The following is an 18586-nucleotide window of genomic DNA, read 5'->3' as shown; positions in this document are numbered from 1 at the left end:
GTGAAATTTACAGGCATGCGGATGAGAAAGATGACAAGAGTTCGCTTTGCCGGCTACAAAAAAAATCTCCAGCATCCTTCCCGACTTCCAGACCCTTCATGCTCGTATTTTTTGTTGTGCCGCTCTTGCATCTATCTCACCGTTCCTGTGTGGATGCGCACTATGTTTAAATTAATTTTTAAAGTGCGCATTGCCAGCCGGTGGTTGGTGGCGTACGTTCGTCTTCGTCCAGCGTTTAGTTTTACGCGGTTCAGTGTTCAGTCTGAAGGTTATTATTTCCTTCGGTTTTTGTGGTTTGAGTTTAATTTCTCGCCATTGCCGTTTTAGTTTTATTGCCTGGTGGGTTTAGCCTGCCAGGTTTTTCTTTTTTTGCTAATTCCCCTTGTGGATTGGACATAAAAAAACAGAAGCAGTTAACTACGATTTTTCAGATCTTTGATTAAGGTTTAACGATCCGCCCTCTTTCCAGAGCACGTTCATAATCTTCGTTGGTGAATTCAAACAGGTAAACGTAGGGATCTTCCTCTCCTTCCAATAACTTATAATTGTCAATACGTATTGGATTGCCATCCAGTCGACCTCTATCATACATAATAGAGAGAGTATCATCAAATATGGCCACTATACTATCAGCAGTAAGAAAAGGTGAACTTGCTAGTGGACCAGTCCAGTTTTCTGGTTCTGATATAAAATCAATTTGGGCGTTTACATCCAAATAATAACTTTCTTGAAACTTATTCCCCGATCCTGAAGCTGTGTAGTATTCGATTAATGTGATTTCATGACTAGATTCATTTGACAAAATATATTTGGTAATATCCGTTTCATCATTAACATCACAACTAGTTAAGAATAGAATCAGAATTAGTAGTCTACAATATTGCATTTGGTTTATCATAGTTTACTTGTGATGTGACTCATACCGGAGTGACCGACAATGATATTTTGTTTAGGTTAATTGATTGAATTACAAATGAGTATGAATTTTTTCTGTTTTCCAACCGGTAGCTATTATTTTTATAATGATTTGCTATAAATCCCTATTTTCATTTTTCAAATTCACTTCCAAAATCCACAAAAAAAAACCGTAGCTATGAACTACGGCCTTTCTTCTTGATTTTCTTGACCACCCATTTCATGGCCAATGACATACAAAAACTAACTAATGCGCCAACAGCTGCCAAAATGCAAGTCTTTACAATATCCGCACTTTGCAGATTGACCATCACACTAAGCAGCGTTCCCCCTGCAGTGCCGGCCTTACCGTGGTGCATCTCCCTTGTTTTTAACCTCAGGCAGTGGAGGTGTTTTCCCTTCGTCCTCAACAGTCACTTGACTAACTGCCGTCAGGACACTGGCGCCAACCGTCAAGTATCCAGCCACCGTAATCAAGCCAGCTGGAAGCGCAATAGGCGCACCTAAAATCGCACCGCCTGCAGCAGCTAATATCAAGCCTACCGTTCTCAGTTTCTTAAATAACTTTGGTGTGGGCTTCTTTGCCCGTTCTAAAATATTCATAACAGATTTTTCTTTAATAGTGATGTAAATATGTTCCTGATGCTTTAGAGCCTCTTCAAAGACTTCTAAAAGCTTTTCTAAAGAATCCCTAGAGTTGGTTCCTTTTCCAATTCCTGTGAGCTCCATGACGGGTGCAATGCATCCTTCCAATTCCGTTTGAGCTTCATTCGCAGGGTGGATTAAAATCCAACTCCTTCCCGGAACACTTTTCAATATCAGATGAAATCCCCTTTCATGGGTAATCCTCTTTTCCAAAAGGTATCTCCCTTCAGGAATGCAACTGACAAAAGGTTGATTTCCCTTCCAGGGAAGCTCAATGGTATGGCAGATTTTTTCACTGCCATACCTTAAACTCCCATTGGTTCCGCTCGGCTTATAAGTCCGAATAAGTTCAAAACTCATGTCCTAAACCTATATTGGCGAAACAGCAGTATTATCAATCTCCACTAACGCCAAGGCATTGAATGCCCCATTTTTAAGCGGATACATAGTGCCGTTCACTTCCTGTAGGAATTCTACCCCAAAAAGTAAAAAGATGGGTTGGTCACCTGTTGCAGGAACCGTAGCTGTCAACGTAATTGCCGATTCCGATTGTGGACCAATAGCGATTTCACTGCTTTCATCCGTATCCAGATTGAAGGTTTCTTCTTCAAAATCCACCTTGCTTGCTGCTGCCACCAAGCGCATATGGGATGCCCCAGTAGGAGCCGCAAATGTATTCTGTGGAATAAACCCCGGAATATTCACCGTAGCTTCTCCTGTAGCTCGGTCAATATTAGCCGTAAAAGGTGCATACATGGTCGCATTAAGCTTTCCCTGTTTATTGAACTCAAAACCCTTCAGCAACATCACATCACCATCAGTAACCGTTCTTTCCCCTCTGTCATTGGTTGAATCGCTTTTTACGACCTTTACCATTTCTCGAGTCATTCGACTGGCCACCCGACTATCCGCAGCTTTCAAAAGCAACGGTCGAACAGAAGTTCTCAAAAGTCTTCCTGCCTTTCCAGCTCTTCCGAATTCAGCTCCATTCTCCCTGGTCCTTTGGAAGGCTGGGTCATTCTTGATACGTTCTTTGTCAACTCCACCAGAACTTCTGGCCAAATAGCCATCCTTGGATTTGTAAAAGGACACACCGTCCATTTTACCTGTAAATTTGATAATACCCTTTTGTCTTGCCATAATTGAAAAATATGTTTGATGAGCAAGCAAACTATTCTCATATAGGAGCGAAGTCAAAAAAAGACTTCCGATAAAGGTTATGCTGTCTGTAATGGCAATATATGACTCTCAGCCTTTCTGAAAATTGACTATATTAGTGTATCTCATAGCCATAGATAAAGTATAGATAAAGCGTAGTTAAAGTATGGAGCAATGATATTGAAAAGAACCGTCATATACCCAAAGGACATTCAGCGCATAACAGGCAAGAGCGAGCGCACCGGAAGAAGGATATTAGACCGAATCCGCGAACTAAAAGGAAAAGAAAGGCATCAGCTCATTACCGTTTCCGAGTTCGCAGATTACACTGGAATAGATGCTGAAACAGTCCAAGAATACCTCACAGATTAAGCCAAATTTTAAGGTTCTAATCCAGAAATTTTCCGCCTTTTATTCATAAAATTTGCCCTTTTTTGCGTATATTTAGTATAACAAAGAAAAGTTCTTTGGCAGTTTGAGCTTCAAAAATAGACTACAAATGGCGGTTATTTCAAATAAATAATTTGTGCCCTATTTGTGCCCCTTTCAAAAAGAAAAGGCGTAAATAACTGTAAATCATTAAGATAAGATATAGGTAGATGATCCTGAACGGATCACGATTTTCAAGTATAAAAGCCCTTTAATTTAGTTTAAAGGGCTTTTTTTAATATCTTTCAACTAAGGCCCACCAAAGTAATTCCATCACCGCCTCTTTCTTCATGTTCATTTTTTAATGACTTTACATAATTATACTGCCTCAGATAATCTCTGATGAATCTTCTTAGGATTCCATCGCCTCTTCCATGCAATATGCTGACTTCATTATAGCCTAAGACCATGGCATCATCAATAAATCTGTCCACCGCCTGAATAGCTTCTTCTGCTCGCATTCCTCTGACATCTATTTGATGCTTGAAATTGGTGCTGCGCTCAATCATGCCAGTGGAAGTACCGGAAAAACTTTTCTTTTTCTCTTTTTTTATGGCTGTTTTAGACATCCTTTCCAGTCGGTTTAGCTTTATCTTGGATTTCAGCTCTCCCAACATGATTTCAGCTTCTTTTTGTCCTAGGGCTAGCACTTCACCTATAGTATCTTGTCCTTTGATTTTTACATAATCACCTACTTTGATGTTACCATCCGCAGGTTTGAAACTAGGCTTTATAGGTCTAGGTGGTTTACTCTCGACAGGGGGTTCCATCTTTTGATCATAATCGGTAAGTTGCTTACGAGCTTTTTTTGTCCTTTCTTTATCTGCCTGTGATTCCTTTATTTCCCTGATCGCTTGTTCAACTCTTTTATTGGCCTCTTTAATAATGGATTTTGCTTCTTGCTTTGCCTCTATAATGATCTGTTTCTTTTGGGTTTTCAGAAACTCATTGAGTTCATCATAATCTTGAGCACTTTTTTCTAGAGATCCTTCTCTTTTCTGAATTTCTTTGATCTTGGCTTCTAGTTCCCGTTTTTCTTTCCCTAATTGATTTAGAAGCTTATCATAATTCACTCGCTCGGTACCAATCTTACCTTTGGCTTTATTGAGAATTGCAGGAGGGATCCCCATTTTTTCAGCTACCTCTATGGCAAATGAACTTCCTGGCTTGCCGATTTCCAGTTCATAAAGCGGTTCCAGATTTCGCTCATCAAACTTCATAGCACCTTTGATGACATTCTGGTTTTTTACTGCAAAGTTTTTAATATTGTCATAGTGAGTGGTAATAACCCCAAAAGCTTTTTGGCTGTATAATTCCTCTAAAATTGATTCTGCAATCGCTCCACCAAATCTTGGCTCTGTACCTGTTCCGAATTCATCGATCAAAAACAATGTTTGCTTATTCGAGTTCAATAGAAAATTCTTCATGTTTTGAAGGTGGGAACTGTAAGTACTCAAATCATTTTCAATACTTTGCTGATCCCCTATATCTATAAATAAATTGGAGAATATCCCGCATTTACTGTCTGGGTGAACGGGGATGAGCAAACCGCATTGCAACATAAATTGCAAAAGCCCTACGGTTTTTAAAGCCACGGACTTACCACCAGCATTTGGACCTGAAATAATTAGTATTCTTTTATCCCCTTTTAACTGAATGGAGAGCGGAATAACTTTTTTATTTTGTTCTGCTAAGCTTAGTTTAAGAAGTGGATGTTCTGCATTTCGATATTCAATTATTCTTGAGTTCTCTAATTGAGGGAGTACTGCTCCAATTTTCTGCGCAAATCTAGCTTTAGCTCTTATAAAATCCAAAATAGCCAAAAATCTATATGCTTTTTCCAGATTTTCCAATTCTGGTTTTACCAAAGCAGTCAGTTGAGTGAGGATTTTAACAATTTCCCTGCGTTCGGCATATTGCAGCTCTCTAACTTCATTGTTCAGCTCTAAGGCTTCAGTAGGTTCAATATAAACCGTCTGACCAGTACCTGACTGATCATGGATAAATCCCTTAACTCTTCTCTTGTATTCCGCTAAAACAGGTATTACAATCCTACCATCCCGAACGGTAATAGAAGCATCTTCTGGAGTATATTTATTGGCGGAAGCTTCTTTATATATTTTTTCAACTTGCTTTCTCAGCTGAGCTTGAGCTTTAAAAATATCGCTTCTGATTTGCTGTAATGCTGGACTGGCATTATTTCTTAGATTGCCTTTTTCATCAATTTTAGCATCTATTGCTTTGTATAGAGCTGGTTCCAGGTTTACTGCTTTTCTTAAACTGAATAAAGTAGGGTACTCTTCTTCAAATTCATCAAAGAAAGAGATACAATCTAAAATGGTTTTAAGGCTTAATTTTAAGTCGAAAAACTCATCTTCGCTAAAGAAAGCTCCAGTGACTTTTGCCCTTTTAATGAAATGGCTTACATCTATGAAATTACCTGAAGGGAAATATTCTCCGGATTGAAAAATCTTCAGAAATTCATCAGTTTGCAGTAGTAGGGGTTGGAGCTTTTCAAATTTATGGATAAAGCCCATTTTATCAACTATCGCTTGACCCAGGTTGCTACTACACTCAGCAGAAATTAATTCTCTTACTTTATCAAAACCAATCCTTTGTTCAAAATCAAGGGGTAAAATCATAAATTTAATGAGGCTTTATTTTCTATCTCTATCTTTGTGTTTATTGGCATTTTGTACTTGTTCCCGTAAACTCAGTGTGTCTATTACGATATCAAAAACGGTTTCCAATTGATCTGGATGTTCTAAATAATATTTGAAGCTTTCTTTATAAATAGAATCATTTGTATCATAATCATCATAAATTTTCAATTCATAATGACGAAAAACTACTTTAGAGGAATCTTGTTTTAAACCTATGTTTGTGACAATATATTCTGCCATGTATATATCAGAAAGAATGAGTGCCATTTTTTCTTGAGGTATAATACCTTTTGGCCGTTCTTTTTTTCCACTACAGGAAACTATTGTTAATATTGCGATGATGTAGATAAGTTTTCTCATTTTTATATTAATATTACAATTGACTTCATCAAATTCGTTGCCAAATGTATTTTTGTAAACTGATAATGACAATTATCGTTATCTTTTTCGTTTGAGTTTTATGCATGGCAAAATTAACAATTTAAAAGACCTATTATGAGGGAGCTCTTTAAAAAGCTTCGAAAATATGAAATAAAAATTCGGAAAGCCGTAAACAATCAAATGCAGGGCGATTTTCATTCTGTATTTAAAGGTTCAGGCTTGGAATTTGACGATGTGCGTCCATATCAGTATGGAGATGATGTGCGAACCATTGATTGGAATGTTTCTGCCAAAGGGCATGGCACTTTTGTGAAAACATTTAAAGAAGATAAAGAACAGAATGTTTATTTTCTGATAGATGTGAGTGCATCGCAAGAAATTGGCTTAGAAGGCAAGCAAAAATCCGATATAGCGAAAGAGATAGCCGGTGTTTTATGCATTTCAGCATTAAAGGAAGGTAGTCAAGTGGGAATGGTCGGTTATTCTGATCAAAGAGAATTGTATGTGAAACCTGCTAAAGGGCAGAAGCATGGCTATTATGCCATCACCAGACTTTTCGATTTAAAGCCAAAATCTTTAAAAACAAGTTTAGATAAAGGGCTTTCTTATTTACTTGGCCTGGTCAAAAGGAGAAGTGTCATATTTTTGATCAGTGATTTTGTAGATGAAGGATATGAACATCATTTAAGAGCTTTGGCTCGTAAACATGATTTAATAGTCATTCATATTAAAGATAAATTGGAAACGGATTTACCTATGTTAGGTATAGTTCCTATCAAAGATAAGGAGACCGGTAAAACACGATGGGTGAATACTTCAAGTGCGACTTTTAAAAAGAATTTTCAGCAAAAGAATAAAGATCATTCTTCTGAATTAAAGGATATTTGTAAGCGTAATCAAGCAGATTATTTATTGATTGATACACAAGAAGATTATACATCTAAATTAATTAAACTATTTAAAATCAGGAATTTAAGCAAGAAAAAGGCATGAAGAAATATGGGTTGAGCTTAATTTTCAGTCTTGCATTTACTATAAATTTATTCGGACAGCAAATTGAGCCTAAAGGAAAATTCCTTCAGGACAGTATGGCTATAGGAGAACCGGTGCAATACAGCTTAAGTATTCGTTATCCAGCTGATTTCCAAATTTTAATGCCTGATTCTCTTTATGATTATGCTCCTTTTGAATATACTCGAAAGCAATATTTCCAGACTAGAACCGATAGTGTAAAAAGTTTCGATAGTGTAGTTTATACCTTAACCTCTTTTGAAATAGATAAAGTACAGAAGTTAAAGCTGCCTGTTTTTATAGTTAAGGGAAAAGATAGCACTGCTATTTTTGCTGATTTGGATTCTGTGTTTTTGGAAGAGCAGATTCAAGTGGTAAGTGATAGTTTGCAAATGAAAACAGAGACTACCATTTCAAAACTGGATAAGGATTTCAATTATCCTTATCTGATCGCATTTTTGATTGCATTGGGTATAATTATTCTGTTGGTCATTATAATCTTTGGGAAGAAACTTAGAAAGAAATGGCAAATTTGGAGGCTCAATAAACGACATAATAAGTTTAGAACTTCATTTGAAGACAAATTGTCCGCAGTAGGAGATATGCCTGTGGAGAAAATCGAAAAGCTGCTTTACACATGGAAAAAGCATGCTGAATTTATTTCAAAATCTCCTTATGCTAAGCTAACGAGTAAAGAGATAAATCAAATGCAACAAAATGAGGAGTTGTATGAAAATTTAAAATCTATTGATAGAACGATTTATTCATCAAAAGGAAGAGAAAATGCTACAGAGGCCTTCAAATTCCTGTTGAATTATGCCGGTGTTATTTTAGAAGAAAGAATTAAAGTGATCGCTGATGGAAAGTAATAATTGGTTGAGTTTAGATTGGTTTTCCCCTGAAAGGCTTAAAGCTTTCGAATATGAATTTCCTATGGCTTTTTATGCCATGATTGCTTTACCTATTATCTATTTATTGGTAGAGTGGTTGAAAAGTAGGTTTAGCCCCAAAGTACCTGTTGCTTTTAGAGGCGAAGGAATAGGCTTTCAATTTTCTTCTATTCTCCGATTTATTCCTTTAATCCTTCTATTGTTTTCAGCTCTTTTGATGTTGTTGGCATTAGCTCGTCCACAACAAACCAATGAGCGCGTTGAGCAGTGGACTGAAGGAATCGATATCATGTTGGTATTAGATATATCAGAATCCATGAAGATTCAGGATTTTACCCCAAATCGCCTGGAAGCTGCTAAGCAAGTTGCCAATGATTTTATAGATGGTAGATTTCAGGATAGAATAGGGTTGACCATATTTAGTGGAGAAGCATATTCACTTTCTCCTTTGACTACGGATTATAAAATGCTTAAAAATCAGATTACTGATATTGATTTCAAAATGATGGAAGCTTCTGGAACGGCAATTGGAAGCGCTTTGGCTGTAGGAACCAACAGAATGCGGGAGTCAGATTCAAAATCCAAAGTATTGATTTTATTGAGTGATGGGGATAATAACGCAGGAAACATAGATCCTGAAACGGCTGCAAAATTGGCTAATGCTTATGATATTAAAATTTATACCATCGCGATTGGGAAAGAAGGGAAAGTGCCCTACGGAAAAGATTTCTTTGGCAGAACACGCTATATAGAAAATTCCATGGATGTAACAGGTCTAAAAAATATTGCGGAAATAGGAGAGGGTAAATTCTACAGAGCTACTGATAATCAAGCCCTAAAAGAGGTTTTTGATATTATTGATCAATACGAAAAAGCTGAAATCAAAGAAACTCGCTATAAAGACACTAAAGATTTTTATGATGTCTATTTAAAATGGGCGATAGTCTTTTTCTTATTATGGATGCTCACCAAATCGACTTATATCTCTAATGTATTGGTGGATTAAATCAACAAATTTTATTTCAAAGCTTTAATAACGTTATAATCATCTCAGACATTGAAAATGTCGGACATTACAAAACTGTTTTCTGCAAATAATCTCAATCGAATTAGTGTCATAAGATTGTCCGACATAGACTATCGTTATCACTAAACCGTATTTTTTAAAACTAGAAAAAGAAAATTTCTGAAAAAGACTCAATCAATATAATGTCTGACATAATGCAGTTTTCTGATTTTACAAGACTTTAATAGCTTTACAGAGATGTCAGACATTGAAAATGTCGGACATTTATTTGTTAGTACTATGGTCTTTTTAAGCAATCCAAACACTTTTTTGATTGACAAATTCCTTAATTCCCATCTCTGATAACTCCCTGCCATAACCACTCATTTTTACTCCTCCAAAAGGTACTGCCGGATGAGAAGCCATTAATTTGTTAATGTAAACTGCCCCACTTTCCACTTCTCTAACAAGCTTTTTGGCTTTATCTATATCCTTACTCCATAGAGAGCCACCTAATCCAAATCTAGAGTCATTGGCTAGTTCTATGGCATGTTTTTCATCTTTGGCTATTAATACTATTGCTACAGGCCCAAACAATTCTTCTTCGTAAGCCGGCATTTCTGGTTTTACATCAGTTAAAATAGTAGGATCAAAAAACGCTTTATCTCTTTTTCCTCCAATCAATAATTTAGCACCTTTATCTACTGATTTTCGAACCTGTTCTTCCAGTTCTTTCGCTAAATCTTCTCTTGCCATAGAGCCATAATCAAAATCATCACTTGAAGGATCTCCAATTTTGATATTTTCAAATTCTTTTTTGAAAATACTTAGAAAGTCATCTGCTATAGACTCTTCTAAAATAAATCGTTTAGCGGCAATACAACTCTGGCCGTTATTGATCATTCTGGCTTTGGCACCTGTTTTGGCGGCTTCTTTGATATCGGCATCTTTAAGCACAATAAAAGGGTCGCTTCCACCCAATTCTAGAACGGTTTTCTTTAAATTTTTACCGGCTCTTTCCGCTACTTTACTTCCAGCCCCTTCGCTTCCTGTTAGAGTTGCTGCTTTCACTCGCTTATCATCCAAGATCATATTGACTTTTGAAGAAGAAACTAATAGCGTTTGAAAACATCCTTTAGGAAATCCGGCATCTTCAAAGACTTCTTGAATTGCTAAAGCGCATTGAGGAACATTAGAAGCATGCTTTAATAAACCTACATTTCCTGCCATTAAGTTAGGTGCGGCAAAACGAAATACTTGCCAAAATGGGAAGTTCCAGGGCATTACGACCAAAACGATTCCTATTGGGTCATGTGCAATATAGGCTTCACCTTCTGGTACTTTTAGTTTCTTTTCTGATAGAAATTTTTCAGCATTTTCGGCATAATAATCACACGCTAAAGCACATTTTTCTATTTCACCTATGGCTTCTCTTTTCGCTTTACCCATTTCCATGGTCATCAAGCTTGCATACTCTTCTTTTCTATTACGAAGTAAGACCGCTGTTTTCAACATCAGCTCTTTTCTATGAGTGAAATTACTGGTTTTCCAGTCTGTACAAGTACTTTCTGCTAGATCAATTTTCCCTACAATTTCCTTGTCAGTTTCCTCTTCAAATGTTTTTAAAACTTCATCATTGAATGGATTTCTGCTTTCAATAGCCATAATAGTATTGTGGTTTAGTTTAAAAATTATCGAATTACTTTATTTGCATGAATTCCTGCTGCTATCAAAGCAAAGGAAGGTGCAAATAAAACTCCAATAAATGGTATTAGTATAAACAGGTTTAAAGCTAATCCGTTACCTAAAACCAAACCTTTATGCTCAAAAATTTTCATTAAGCTCGATTTTACGTCCAATTGGAAATATTCATTTCTGTAATCCAGCATGGAAGCACCAAAGAAAAAGCTTTCTATCAAAAATACAGAAATGGCAAAGGCAGGGGATAGAAAAGGAATTGATATGCTTAAAATAAGTAATAGCAGGTATAAAATTATGTTGAGATTGATTAGAATAATCCCCATCAGCATGCCTCTGCCTATTTCAGATACCAATCTCATTAAATTAATTGATTTCTTTTGTTGATTTAATATGTTTTGGGTGCGCTCAGATAAAATTGCTAGAACTGGAGCGAATATTATCAAAACAATGTATTTATAAAGATTTATATAAAGTGAAATTAGAAGGATTCTAATAAAAATAGCCGTTAGAATTTGTAAGATGTTTCCCCATTCTTCCCAGTCGTCAGGAAAGCTGAAGGTAGTATAAATTAGGTCAATTAACTTTCCTGTATAGACCCAAGCTATGACTCCTACAAAAATAAATGCAAATAGATTGAAAAAGGCAGAGCTCAAAATAAAGCCTTTCAGATTGTGTTTTCGCACAAATTGAAAGGCTTCATAATAGGCTAAAGTAGATTGACTAAATTCCTGGAAAAATCTTCTCATTTTTCAACAGGGAAATTTGCTGATTCCCAAGCTTGCATTCCTCCAGTGATATTGATAACGTTTTTAAAACCAGCATTCCTCATTTGGCTTGCAGCCGTTTGACTTCTTGATCCTGATCTGCAAATCACATAATAGGTTTTGTCTTTATCAAGTTTTTGGATAGAAGTTGTAAATAGATCGGTTTTTAAAACATCCAGGTTTTCACTACCTGGAATTCTGCCTTCAGCATACTCCTGAGAAGTTCTTACGTCTAAAACAACTTTGTTATTTCCCTCATTAAATGAGATTGCATTTAATTCGCTAACGGTCATATTTTCCTGAGCATTGCCCTGAGAGCAAGCTGAAATCAGAAATATGGATAATATAAAAGTGATTAAGGTTTTCATAGATTTAAATTTAATTCTAATTTACAAAATTAATTATTTAAGGAAATAAGTTTGTGCCAAATGTTACCATTTTTTAAGTATGAAAGACAAGCTATTTAAAATATTACAAAGAGGTTCTCATGATAGTAAACAGAATCTTGCATTTGATTATTTTATTTTCACCTTAATTTTATTAAATGTCATTACATTGGTTTTGGAATCTGTAGATGAAATTTACAGTCAATACAATGAAATATTGGTTAATTTTAATGTCTTTTGTGTCATTATTTTTTCAATTGAATATCTTTTAAGATTATTTGTTTCTGATTTATCCCATCCAAGTAAAAGTAGGTTGAAATCTGCAATAAAATTTATGTTATCTCCATTTGGGATTATTGACTTACTAGCAATCTTGCCATTTTACTTACCAATGCTCATAAAAATTGATTTGAGGTTTATAAGAATTATTAGACTGGTAAGAGTGGTTAGAATATTTAAACTTAACAGATATAATAATTCTTTAAAACTAATTGGAACAGTAATCAAAGAAAAAAAGGAAGAGCTGCTTATCACCGGCTTCGTTACATTTTTAACGTTATTATTAGCTTCCTTTCTAATGTATGCAATTGAGTCAGAACATCAACCGGAAGCTTTTCTTGATATACTCGCCTCATTTTGGTGGGCAGTAGCTACTTTAACCACAGTAGGTTATGGGGACGTTTATCCAATAACCTCTCTAGGTCGTTTTATTGCTGGAATTATTGCTTTAATGGGTATTGGTATAATAGCTCTACCAACAGGAATAATTAGTGCTGGATTTATGAATAAATTAGGAAAGAAAAATGAGGACAATAAATGTCCCCATTGTGGTAAATCAATAAATTAGAAATTAGTTTTCTGATAAGTATCTTTCAAAGATTAATGACTGAAAGTCTGTGGTAAAATATTGAAGAGTTTATTTCATGATTCTAGAATCAAGACTTTTTTATTCAATTAAGATTTGTGATATAGGAGAATTGGTAATAATGTCACCCTTACAGGCCTTAGGTTTTCTGCTTATATCAGAGTTAACATAATTTCGTCCCGAATGGGACTAGGTAATAGCAAGGAATTATCCCTCAAACACATCTTAATCGCATGTTTTGATTAGCGGTTAGACAGTTTCAACCGTTAAACCGCAAGAATACCTTTAAGCTAAAAGAAATAAATAATAAGGTGCCTAGTCATCCATCACCCAACATCCCACAGAATCGAAACTTCCTACTTCGAGCTTCAAACTCCTTTCTTATTTCACCCTTTGGGGGATTTAGGGGCTTTACTGCACTCTTTCAATCTTAGCACCTAATGCATTTAATCTAGCATCAATATTCTGATAACCTCTGTCTATTTGCTCTACATTATGAATTGTACTCTCTCCTTCAGCAGATAAAGCAGCAATTAATAAGGAAACCCCGGCTCTGATATCAGGTGAAGTCATGGAAATTCCTCTTAAATTTATTTGCCTGTCAAGTCCAATAACCGTAGCTCTGTGCGGATCACATAAGATGATTTGAGCCCCCATGTCGATTAATTTATCAACAAAGAATAATCTGCTTTCAAACATTTTTTGATGCACAAGAACCGTTCCTTTGGCTTGTGTTGCCACTACCAAAACAATGCTTAATAGGTCAGGAGTGAAGCCCGGCCAGATAGCATCGGCTATGGTCATAATAGAACCATCAATAAAGGTTTCTATTTCGTAACGTTGTTGTGAAGGAATAAAAATATCATCTCCTCTGAATTCCATCTTAATACCCAGCCTTTGAAAAGTTTCTGGAATGATTCCTAGATGTTCAATTCCAGCATTTTTAATAGTGATTTCGGACTGAGTCATAGCAGCTAAGCCAATGAAACTTCCGATTTCAATCATATCAGGCAGCATGGTATGTTCTGTGCCTTTTAATTCTTTTACTCCTTCTATATGCAATAGATTAGAACCAATACCTTCAATTTTAGCACCCATTCTAACCAGCATTTTGCATAGCTGTTGTAAATAGGGTTCACATGCAGCATTGTAAATGGTGGTTTTACCTTCTGCCATAGAGGCAGCCATTACAATATTGGCCGTTCCAGTAACTGAAGCTTCATCCAAATGAATGTAAGCGCCCTTTAAGCTAGAGGCATCTATGTGATAGTAGTTTTTTTCTGATTCAAAGAGGAATTTTGCTCCTAATTTCTGAAACCCGATAAAGTGAGTATCAAGTCTTCTTCTACCAATTTTATCTCCTCCTGGTTTAGGGATCATTGCTTTTCCAAACCTTGCTAAAAGCGGGCCTAAAAGCATGATCGAACCTCTTAAAGCCGCTGCTTTTTTGGTATATTCAGCAGTTCCAAAGAAATCAAGATTTACCTTCTTTGCAGAAAACTCATAGCTTTCATCTCCGATTTGATTGACTTCAACTCCCAAATCTTTTAGCAAGTCAATTAACTTATTGACGTCCACGATATTGGGAACTTTATGAATGGTAACTTTTTCAGGAGTTAATAAAACAGCGCAAAGAATTTGTAATGCCTCATTTTTTGCACCTTGAGGATGTATTTCACCAGAGAGTTTTTGCCCTCCGGTAATTTTAAATGATGCCATTGATTAGTTTCTTCTTCTTTTTGGATTACTTCCTTTATTTGTTCTTTTGCCTTTATTAGTGTTTTTTGGCCTGTTGTCTTTAAAAATGGCATCAAAACCGTTGGTAGCTTTTACATGCTCAATATCAACAGATAATTTACCATCTGACAATTGTTTGATATTATCAGCAATGGCTTCCTCTGTTACATTGTCTCTGTTCCATGTGGTATAGAAAGTTTTCATCAAACGACCTATATAATAAACAGCAGCTTGTTTTTCTTCAGGATCTTCAATGCTGATAGCCTTTTCAACCAATAATTCAATATTTCGTCCGTAATGCTTGAATTTTACTTCATCTGTTGCATATTTAACAGGCTGTGGTTTTTTACCTAAAATTTCTTTTTCAGGCATAGGATAGGGACTGTCAACATCTAAATTAAAATCGGACATGATGTATAAATCATCCCAATATTTCTGCATGTTATCGTTATTATGATCCTTAGGACCACTACTTAATTGCTTTATTAAATCCACAACAGTATTGGCCATTTTATTACGCGTCTCTTTATCCTCTACAGTGCGCAAATGTTTAACCAACATTTGGACATTGCGTCCATACTCTTTTAATTTCATTTCAGGTCTCTGGGTATTATAATCTAACATAGTCTTAGCTTCTTCTTTCACAAAGATAGAAAATTAGAAAGAAATAACAGGCATTACAATTTTAAGCTGAGAAATTTAAATTATCATGATGTATTTAGACCCTTAAACTCTTTTCATCAGTTAAATCCTAACGCTTATATAAAATTGATTGGCAGACTAATTAGAAATGACCACTTTTGGGATTGATGTAAAACCAAAATTCAATCATTATGAAAATAAATTTTTTAGGATTAGTAATGGCAATGTTGATGAGTTCGGTTATTGCCTTTGGGCAAACGAAAGATCGTTGGCAACAAGCTATTAAATATGAAATGGAAATTGATATGGATGTGGAGACACACCGATTTGATGGAGAGCAAAAGGTGGTTTATACCAATAATTCTCCGGATCAATTGAATAAAGTATTTTATCACCTTTATTTCAATGCATTTCAACCCAATAGTATGATGGATGTTCGGTCTAGAACTATCAAAGATCCAGACAGAAGAGTAGGAGATAGAATAAGTAAATTAAGCGATGATGAAATAGGCTATCAAAAAATTAAAAGCTTAAAACAAAATGGTAAAGCGGTTGATTTTGAAGTAGTGGGTACTATCCTTGAAGTTGATTTAAATAAGCCAATTAATTCTGGTGAGTCAGTGACTTTTGAAATGGAATTTGAAGGTCAAGTGCCTGAGCAGATTAGAAGGTCAGGTCGAAATAATGCTGAAGGAATCAGCTACTCTATGGCTCAGTGGTATCCAAAGATGTCAGAATATGATTACCAGGGATGGCATTCAAATCCTTATATCGGAAGAGAATTTCATGGTGTTTGGGGAGATTTTGATGTAAAAATTACTATCGATGAAGATTATGTTTTAGGCGGTACTGGTTATATTCAGAACCCTGAAGAAGTTGGACATGGCTATCAAAAAGAAGGCACAGAAGGGGGCAAAGGAAAAAAAGGGAAATTAACCTGGCACTTTAAAGCACCACAAGTAATTGATTTTATGTGGGCTGCTGATCCTGATTACAAACACGTAAAAGCTCAAGTCCCAAATGGCCCTGAATTGCATTTTTTATATCAGGAAAATGATAAAACTAAAGAAAACTGGGAAAAGTTACCTGAGTATACTGTTAAAGCCTTCGAATACATGAATAAAACATTTGGAAAATATCCTTATGATCAATATTCAGTAATTCAAGGTGGAGATGGTGGAATGGAGTACCCGATGTCTACTTTAATTACAGGGGAAAGAAGCTTAGGAAGTTTAGTGGGAGTTACGGTTCATGAAATGTTCCATAGCTGGTATCAAGGTGTTTTGGCATCAAATGAATCTCTATATGAATGGATGGATGAAGGCTTTACTTCTTTCGGAGCAGCTGAAACCATGAATGTAATTATGGAGCAAGGACAAGAAAATCCTCAATCAGGAAACTACCGAGGATATTTAGCACTTGCAGAAAGCGGCTATGAAGAGCCATTAAGCACGCATGCTGATCATTATGTTACAAATTATGCTTATGGAAGAGCTGCATATTCCAAAGGAGCTACTTTCTTAGGTCAGTTAAGATATATAATGGGAGAAGATGTTTTCTATCCAGCTATGAGAACTTATTTCAATGAATGGAAATTCAAGCATCCTAATCCTAATGATTTCATCAGAGTAATGGAAAAAGCTTCAGGCTTGGAATTAGATTGGTATAAAGAATATTGGGTAAATTCAACTAAGCAGATTGATTATGGAATTAAATCAGTTCTGGAAAGTAATGGCAAAACATTTGTAACCTTAGAAAAAGTTGGTGAAATGCCAATGCCACTGGAAGTTTCCATTACTTATAATGATGGCAATAGCGAAATGATTTATATTCCTTTAAGAATTATGAGAGGTGAAAAATCATTTGATTCAAATGTTAAAACATTGGCCGATTGGCCTTGGGTATTCCCAACTTATACTTTTGAATTAGATCAACCGGCTTCTAACATTAAAAGTATGGTTATAGATAAAAATGAAGGTATGGCGGATGTTGATAGAGAAAACAATATTTTTAATGCAGAGAAACATTTAGAACCAACATTTAACAAATAATTATATAAAATCAATAAAAAAGTCTTTACAGGAAATCCAGAAAGCCATTAGCTTTCGTAAATTGGACAAACTGTAAAGACTTTTTTATTATGGATACTCAATCTACATCATCAATTCAATGGAAGCAAATGATCAGCCTTTTGGCACTATATGCTTCTGTTATTATTGGCTGGATAGCCTATCACAGATATCAGCCAGCCCTGCTAGATACTTTTAATATGACAGAGTTTGAACCTATGTTAATCTGGGGACAGGCCATTATATTAATTCTCACTCCACCTTTAGCGGGTTATCTAGGTGATAAATATCGAAATAAATTAGGTAACAGATTGCGGATCATTACTTTGGGGGTAAGTTTTGCAGCTATGATTTTTATGACAGTGGCTTTTACTTTAATTGTAAATCCACCTCGATCATTCGTCATTTATGCACTTCCTGTATTGGTGATATTATGGTTGTTTGCTATGAGTTTGTTTACCAGTCCTGCTATTTCTACTATAGAAATGTTTAGTCCTAGCACTAAGTTACCTATCACGGTTGCGGCTTTAACGATTACTTCAGATTTACTTTATTCACTAGAGCCGGTTATTGTAGATATAATAGATTTCTTGGGTGGCGCAGCTACTTTTGCAGTAGGAGGTATAATCGTTTCAGTCTCAGGTTATTTGCTTCGTAAAAATTCTTTGAAACTTACCGATGATGGTCAGGAAACCAGACCTGATGATTTTAGACCTAAATCTAAAATGGGTAAAGTGATTTTGTTAGGTGTAGGAATGGGATTATTTTCTGGGATAATTATTGAAGTTTTCCCTGAATATTTAAATAAGCTTCAATCAATTATGGGGATGAGTGGACAGTGGGTTTCTTCCTTAGTATTGATACTTACGGCTATTTTCTCAATTATTATCAGTAGAAAAGTAACGAAGGATAATATCGTAAAATTATTATTAATCGGATTAGTCTTCGCAGGCATAAGTACTGTTGGAGTTTTTACCATTCCTAGTAATATGCTCATCATAATAGCACTCATTATTTTCGCAGTATTTTATGCTATGATAAATGTCACCGCCTTACCACTAGCATTGCAAAATACCAGTGTAAAACAAAAGGTATTAGGTGTTGGGGTATTTTTCTGCGGGTTTGAAATCCCGAATAGTCTGATTGATGTTTTATTTCTCTAGGAGTAATTCAAAGTCAATTTAATAATAACCTGAGTTTCTATGTTGAAAAACCAGACAAAAGGTAATTTATTTTCTTTTTTTGCCTTTTTTAGGCGTAGTTGTCCTATGATAAAATTTTAAGTTTGTCAAGGGTGGCTTAGGTTTGTGCGCTGTTTTGTGCG

The 18586-nt window shown here is 35.6% G+C and carries 17 protein-coding genes; 7 read left to right on the top strand and 10 right to left on the bottom strand.

All coding sequences use genetic code 11. The annotated features are described in order from the left end of the window. Positions 1 to 327, top strand: a 327-nt coding sequence (locus tag Q0L29_RS03965) for a hypothetical protein (RefSeq protein ID WP_296619280.1), incomplete at its 5' end; no start/stop codon positions are given. Positions 328 to 439: 112 nt separating this feature from the next. Here Q0L29_RS03965 and Q0L29_RS03960 read toward each other — a convergent pair. From Q0L29_RS03960 to Q0L29_RS03935, 5 genes are all read right to left on the bottom strand, one after another. After that, entirely contained in the window at positions 440 to 886 is a 447-nt protein-coding gene (locus tag Q0L29_RS03960) for a hypothetical protein (RefSeq protein WP_296619278.1), read from the bottom strand. Positions 887 to 1260: 374 nt separating this feature from the next. Continuing rightward, positions 1261 to 1920, bottom strand: coding sequence for a DUF5675 family protein (locus Q0L29_RS17545; protein ID WP_367275748.1), 660 nt, complete (start codon positions 1918 to 1920; stop codon positions 1261 to 1263). 9 nt (positions 1921 to 1929) lie between these two features. After that, positions 1930 to 2700 (bottom strand): hypothetical protein, encoded by a 771-nt coding sequence (locus tag Q0L29_RS03945; RefSeq protein WP_296619277.1) that lies wholly within the window; start codon positions 2698 to 2700, stop codon positions 1930 to 1932. A 692-nt stretch (positions 2701 to 3392) separates the two neighbouring features. Then, positions 3393 to 5789, bottom strand: coding sequence for an endonuclease MutS2 (locus tag Q0L29_RS03940; protein WP_296619275.1), 2397 nt, complete (start codon positions 5787 to 5789; stop codon positions 3393 to 3395). A gap of 15 nt (positions 5790 to 5804) precedes the next feature. Then, positions 5805 to 6170, bottom strand: coding sequence for a DUF4296 domain-containing protein (locus Q0L29_RS03935; RefSeq protein WP_296619274.1), 366 nt, complete (start codon positions 6168 to 6170; stop codon positions 5805 to 5807). 135 nt (positions 6171 to 6305) lie between these two features. Here Q0L29_RS03935 and Q0L29_RS03930 point away from each other — a divergent pair, with 135 nt between their 5' ends. The 3 genes from Q0L29_RS03930 to Q0L29_RS03920 are packed head-to-tail and all read left to right on the top strand — an operon-like array spanning position 6306 to position 9098. Further along, positions 6306 to 7184, top strand: a complete 879-nt coding sequence (locus Q0L29_RS03930) for a DUF58 domain-containing protein (RefSeq protein WP_296619273.1) — start codon at positions 6306 to 6308, stop codon at positions 7182 to 7184. After that, a complete protein-coding gene (locus Q0L29_RS03925) occupies positions 7181 to 8071 on the top strand; it encodes a hypothetical protein (RefSeq protein ID WP_296619272.1) in 891 nt (296 codons plus the stop codon). The genes Q0L29_RS03930 and Q0L29_RS03925 overlap by 4 nt, the downstream gene beginning before the upstream one ends. After that, positions 8061 to 9098: a VWA domain-containing protein gene (locus tag Q0L29_RS03920; RefSeq protein WP_296619270.1), complete on the top strand. Its 1038-nt coding sequence runs from the start codon at positions 8061 to 8063 to the stop codon at positions 9096 to 9098. Before Q0L29_RS03925 ends, Q0L29_RS03920 begins: the two co-directional genes overlap by 11 nt. A gap of 309 nt (positions 9099 to 9407) precedes the next feature. On the opposite strand, the gene Q0L29_RS03915 is transcribed toward Q0L29_RS03920, so the two are convergent. From Q0L29_RS03915 to Q0L29_RS03905, 3 genes are read right to left on the bottom strand one after another with little or no spacing between them, the layout of a single operon-like run. Beyond that, positions 9408 to 10763: an NAD-dependent succinate-semialdehyde dehydrogenase gene (locus tag Q0L29_RS03915; RefSeq protein WP_296619269.1), complete on the bottom strand. Its 1356-nt coding sequence runs from the start codon at positions 10761 to 10763 to the stop codon at positions 9408 to 9410. A gap of 26 nt (positions 10764 to 10789) precedes the next feature. Further along, positions 10790 to 11545, bottom strand: coding sequence for an EI24 domain-containing protein (locus Q0L29_RS03910; protein WP_296619266.1), 756 nt, complete (start codon positions 11543 to 11545; stop codon positions 10790 to 10792). Further along, positions 11542 to 11931 carry a rhodanese-like domain-containing protein gene (locus Q0L29_RS03905; protein WP_296619264.1) on the bottom strand — a complete coding sequence of 130 codons (390 nt, stop codon included), beginning with the start codon at positions 11929 to 11931 and terminating at the stop codon, positions 11542 to 11544. The genes Q0L29_RS03910 and Q0L29_RS03905 overlap by 4 nt, the downstream gene beginning before the upstream one ends. A 79-nt stretch (positions 11932 to 12010) precedes the next feature. Here Q0L29_RS03905 and Q0L29_RS03900 point away from each other — a divergent pair, with 79 nt between their 5' ends. Then, positions 12011 to 12796: an ion transporter gene (locus Q0L29_RS03900; RefSeq protein WP_296619262.1), complete on the top strand. Its 786-nt coding sequence runs from the start codon at positions 12011 to 12013 to the stop codon at positions 12794 to 12796. A 429-nt stretch (positions 12797 to 13225) separates the two neighbouring features. On the opposite strand, the gene murA is transcribed toward Q0L29_RS03900, so the two are convergent. Together murA and Q0L29_RS03890 are read right to left on the bottom strand one after the other, a co-directional pair. Beyond that, positions 13226 to 14533, bottom strand: a complete 1308-nt coding sequence (gene murA, locus Q0L29_RS03895) for a UDP-N-acetylglucosamine 1-carboxyvinyltransferase (RefSeq protein ID WP_296619260.1) — start codon at positions 14531 to 14533, stop codon at positions 13226 to 13228. Between the two features lie 3 nt (positions 14534 to 14536). Beyond that, entirely contained in the window at positions 14537 to 15196 is a 660-nt protein-coding gene (locus tag Q0L29_RS03890) for a DUF4290 domain-containing protein (protein ID WP_296619259.1), read from the bottom strand. A gap of 188 nt (positions 15197 to 15384) precedes the next feature. Here Q0L29_RS03890 and Q0L29_RS03885 point away from each other — a divergent pair, with 188 nt between their 5' ends. Beyond that, the gene (locus tag Q0L29_RS03885; protein WP_296619257.1) at positions 15385 to 17244 is read left to right on the top strand and encodes a M1 family metallopeptidase; all 1860 of its coding nucleotides are present in this window, start codon (positions 15385 to 15387) and stop codon (positions 17242 to 17244) included. Positions 17245 to 17333: 89 nt separating this feature from the next. Continuing rightward, a complete protein-coding gene (locus Q0L29_RS03880) occupies positions 17334 to 18425 on the top strand; it encodes an MFS transporter (RefSeq protein ID WP_296619255.1) in 1092 nt (363 codons plus the stop codon). The last annotated feature ends 161 nt before the right edge of the window (positions 18426 to 18586 follow it).

The sequence above is a fragment of the Marivirga sp. genome (assembly GCF_024636815.1).
Taxonomy (GTDB): Bacteria; Bacteroidota; Bacteroidia; order Cytophagales; family Cyclobacteriaceae; genus Marivirga.
This window is presented reverse-complemented; position numbering and strand designations above follow the sequence as displayed.

Bases quoted from the DNA above. Each gene is read 5' to 3' on its own strand.
- Q0L29_RS03960 (WP_296619278.1), bottom strand. From the start codon at position 886: ATGCAATATTGTAGACTACTAATTCTGATTCTATTCTTAACTAGTTGT.
- Q0L29_RS17545 (WP_367275748.1), bottom strand. From the start codon at position 1,920: ATGAGTTTTGAACTTATTCGGACTTATAAGCCGAGCGGAACCAATGGG.
- Q0L29_RS03945 (WP_296619277.1), bottom strand. From the start codon at position 2,700: ATGGCAAGACAAAAGGGTATTATCAAATTTACAGGTAAAATGGACGGT.
- Q0L29_RS03940 (WP_296619275.1), bottom strand. From the start codon at position 5,789: ATGATTTTACCCCTTGATTTTGAACAAAGGATTGGTTTTGATAAAGTA.
- Q0L29_RS03935 (WP_296619274.1), bottom strand. From the start codon at position 6,170: ATGAGAAAACTTATCTACATCATCGCAATATTAACAATAGTTTCCTGT.
- Q0L29_RS03930 (WP_296619273.1), top strand. From the start codon at position 6,306: ATGAGGGAGCTCTTTAAAAAGCTTCGAAAATATGAAATAAAAATTCGG.
- Q0L29_RS03925 (WP_296619272.1), top strand. From the start codon at position 7,181: ATGAAGAAATATGGGTTGAGCTTAATTTTCAGTCTTGCATTTACTATA.
- Q0L29_RS03920 (WP_296619270.1), top strand. From the start codon at position 8,061: ATGGAAAGTAATAATTGGTTGAGTTTAGATTGGTTTTCCCCTGAAAGG.
- Q0L29_RS03915 (WP_296619269.1), bottom strand. From the start codon at position 10,763: ATGGCTATTGAAAGCAGAAATCCATTCAATGATGAAGTTTTAAAAACA.
- Q0L29_RS03910 (WP_296619266.1), bottom strand. From the start codon at position 11,545: ATGAGAAGATTTTTCCAGGAATTTAGTCAATCTACTTTAGCCTATTAT.
- Q0L29_RS03905 (WP_296619264.1), bottom strand. From the start codon at position 11,931: ATGAAAACCTTAATCACTTTTATATTATCCATATTTCTGATTTCAGCT.
- Q0L29_RS03900 (WP_296619262.1), top strand. From the start codon at position 12,011: ATGAAAGACAAGCTATTTAAAATATTACAAAGAGGTTCTCATGATAGT.
- murA (WP_296619260.1), bottom strand. From the start codon at position 14,533: ATGGCATCATTTAAAATTACCGGAGGGCAAAAACTCTCTGGTGAAATA.
- Q0L29_RS03885 (WP_296619257.1), top strand. From the start codon at position 15,385: ATGAAAATAAATTTTTTAGGATTAGTAATGGCAATGTTGATGAGTTCG.
- Q0L29_RS03880 (WP_296619255.1), top strand. From the start codon at position 17,334: ATGGATACTCAATCTACATCATCAATTCAATGGAAGCAAATGATCAGC.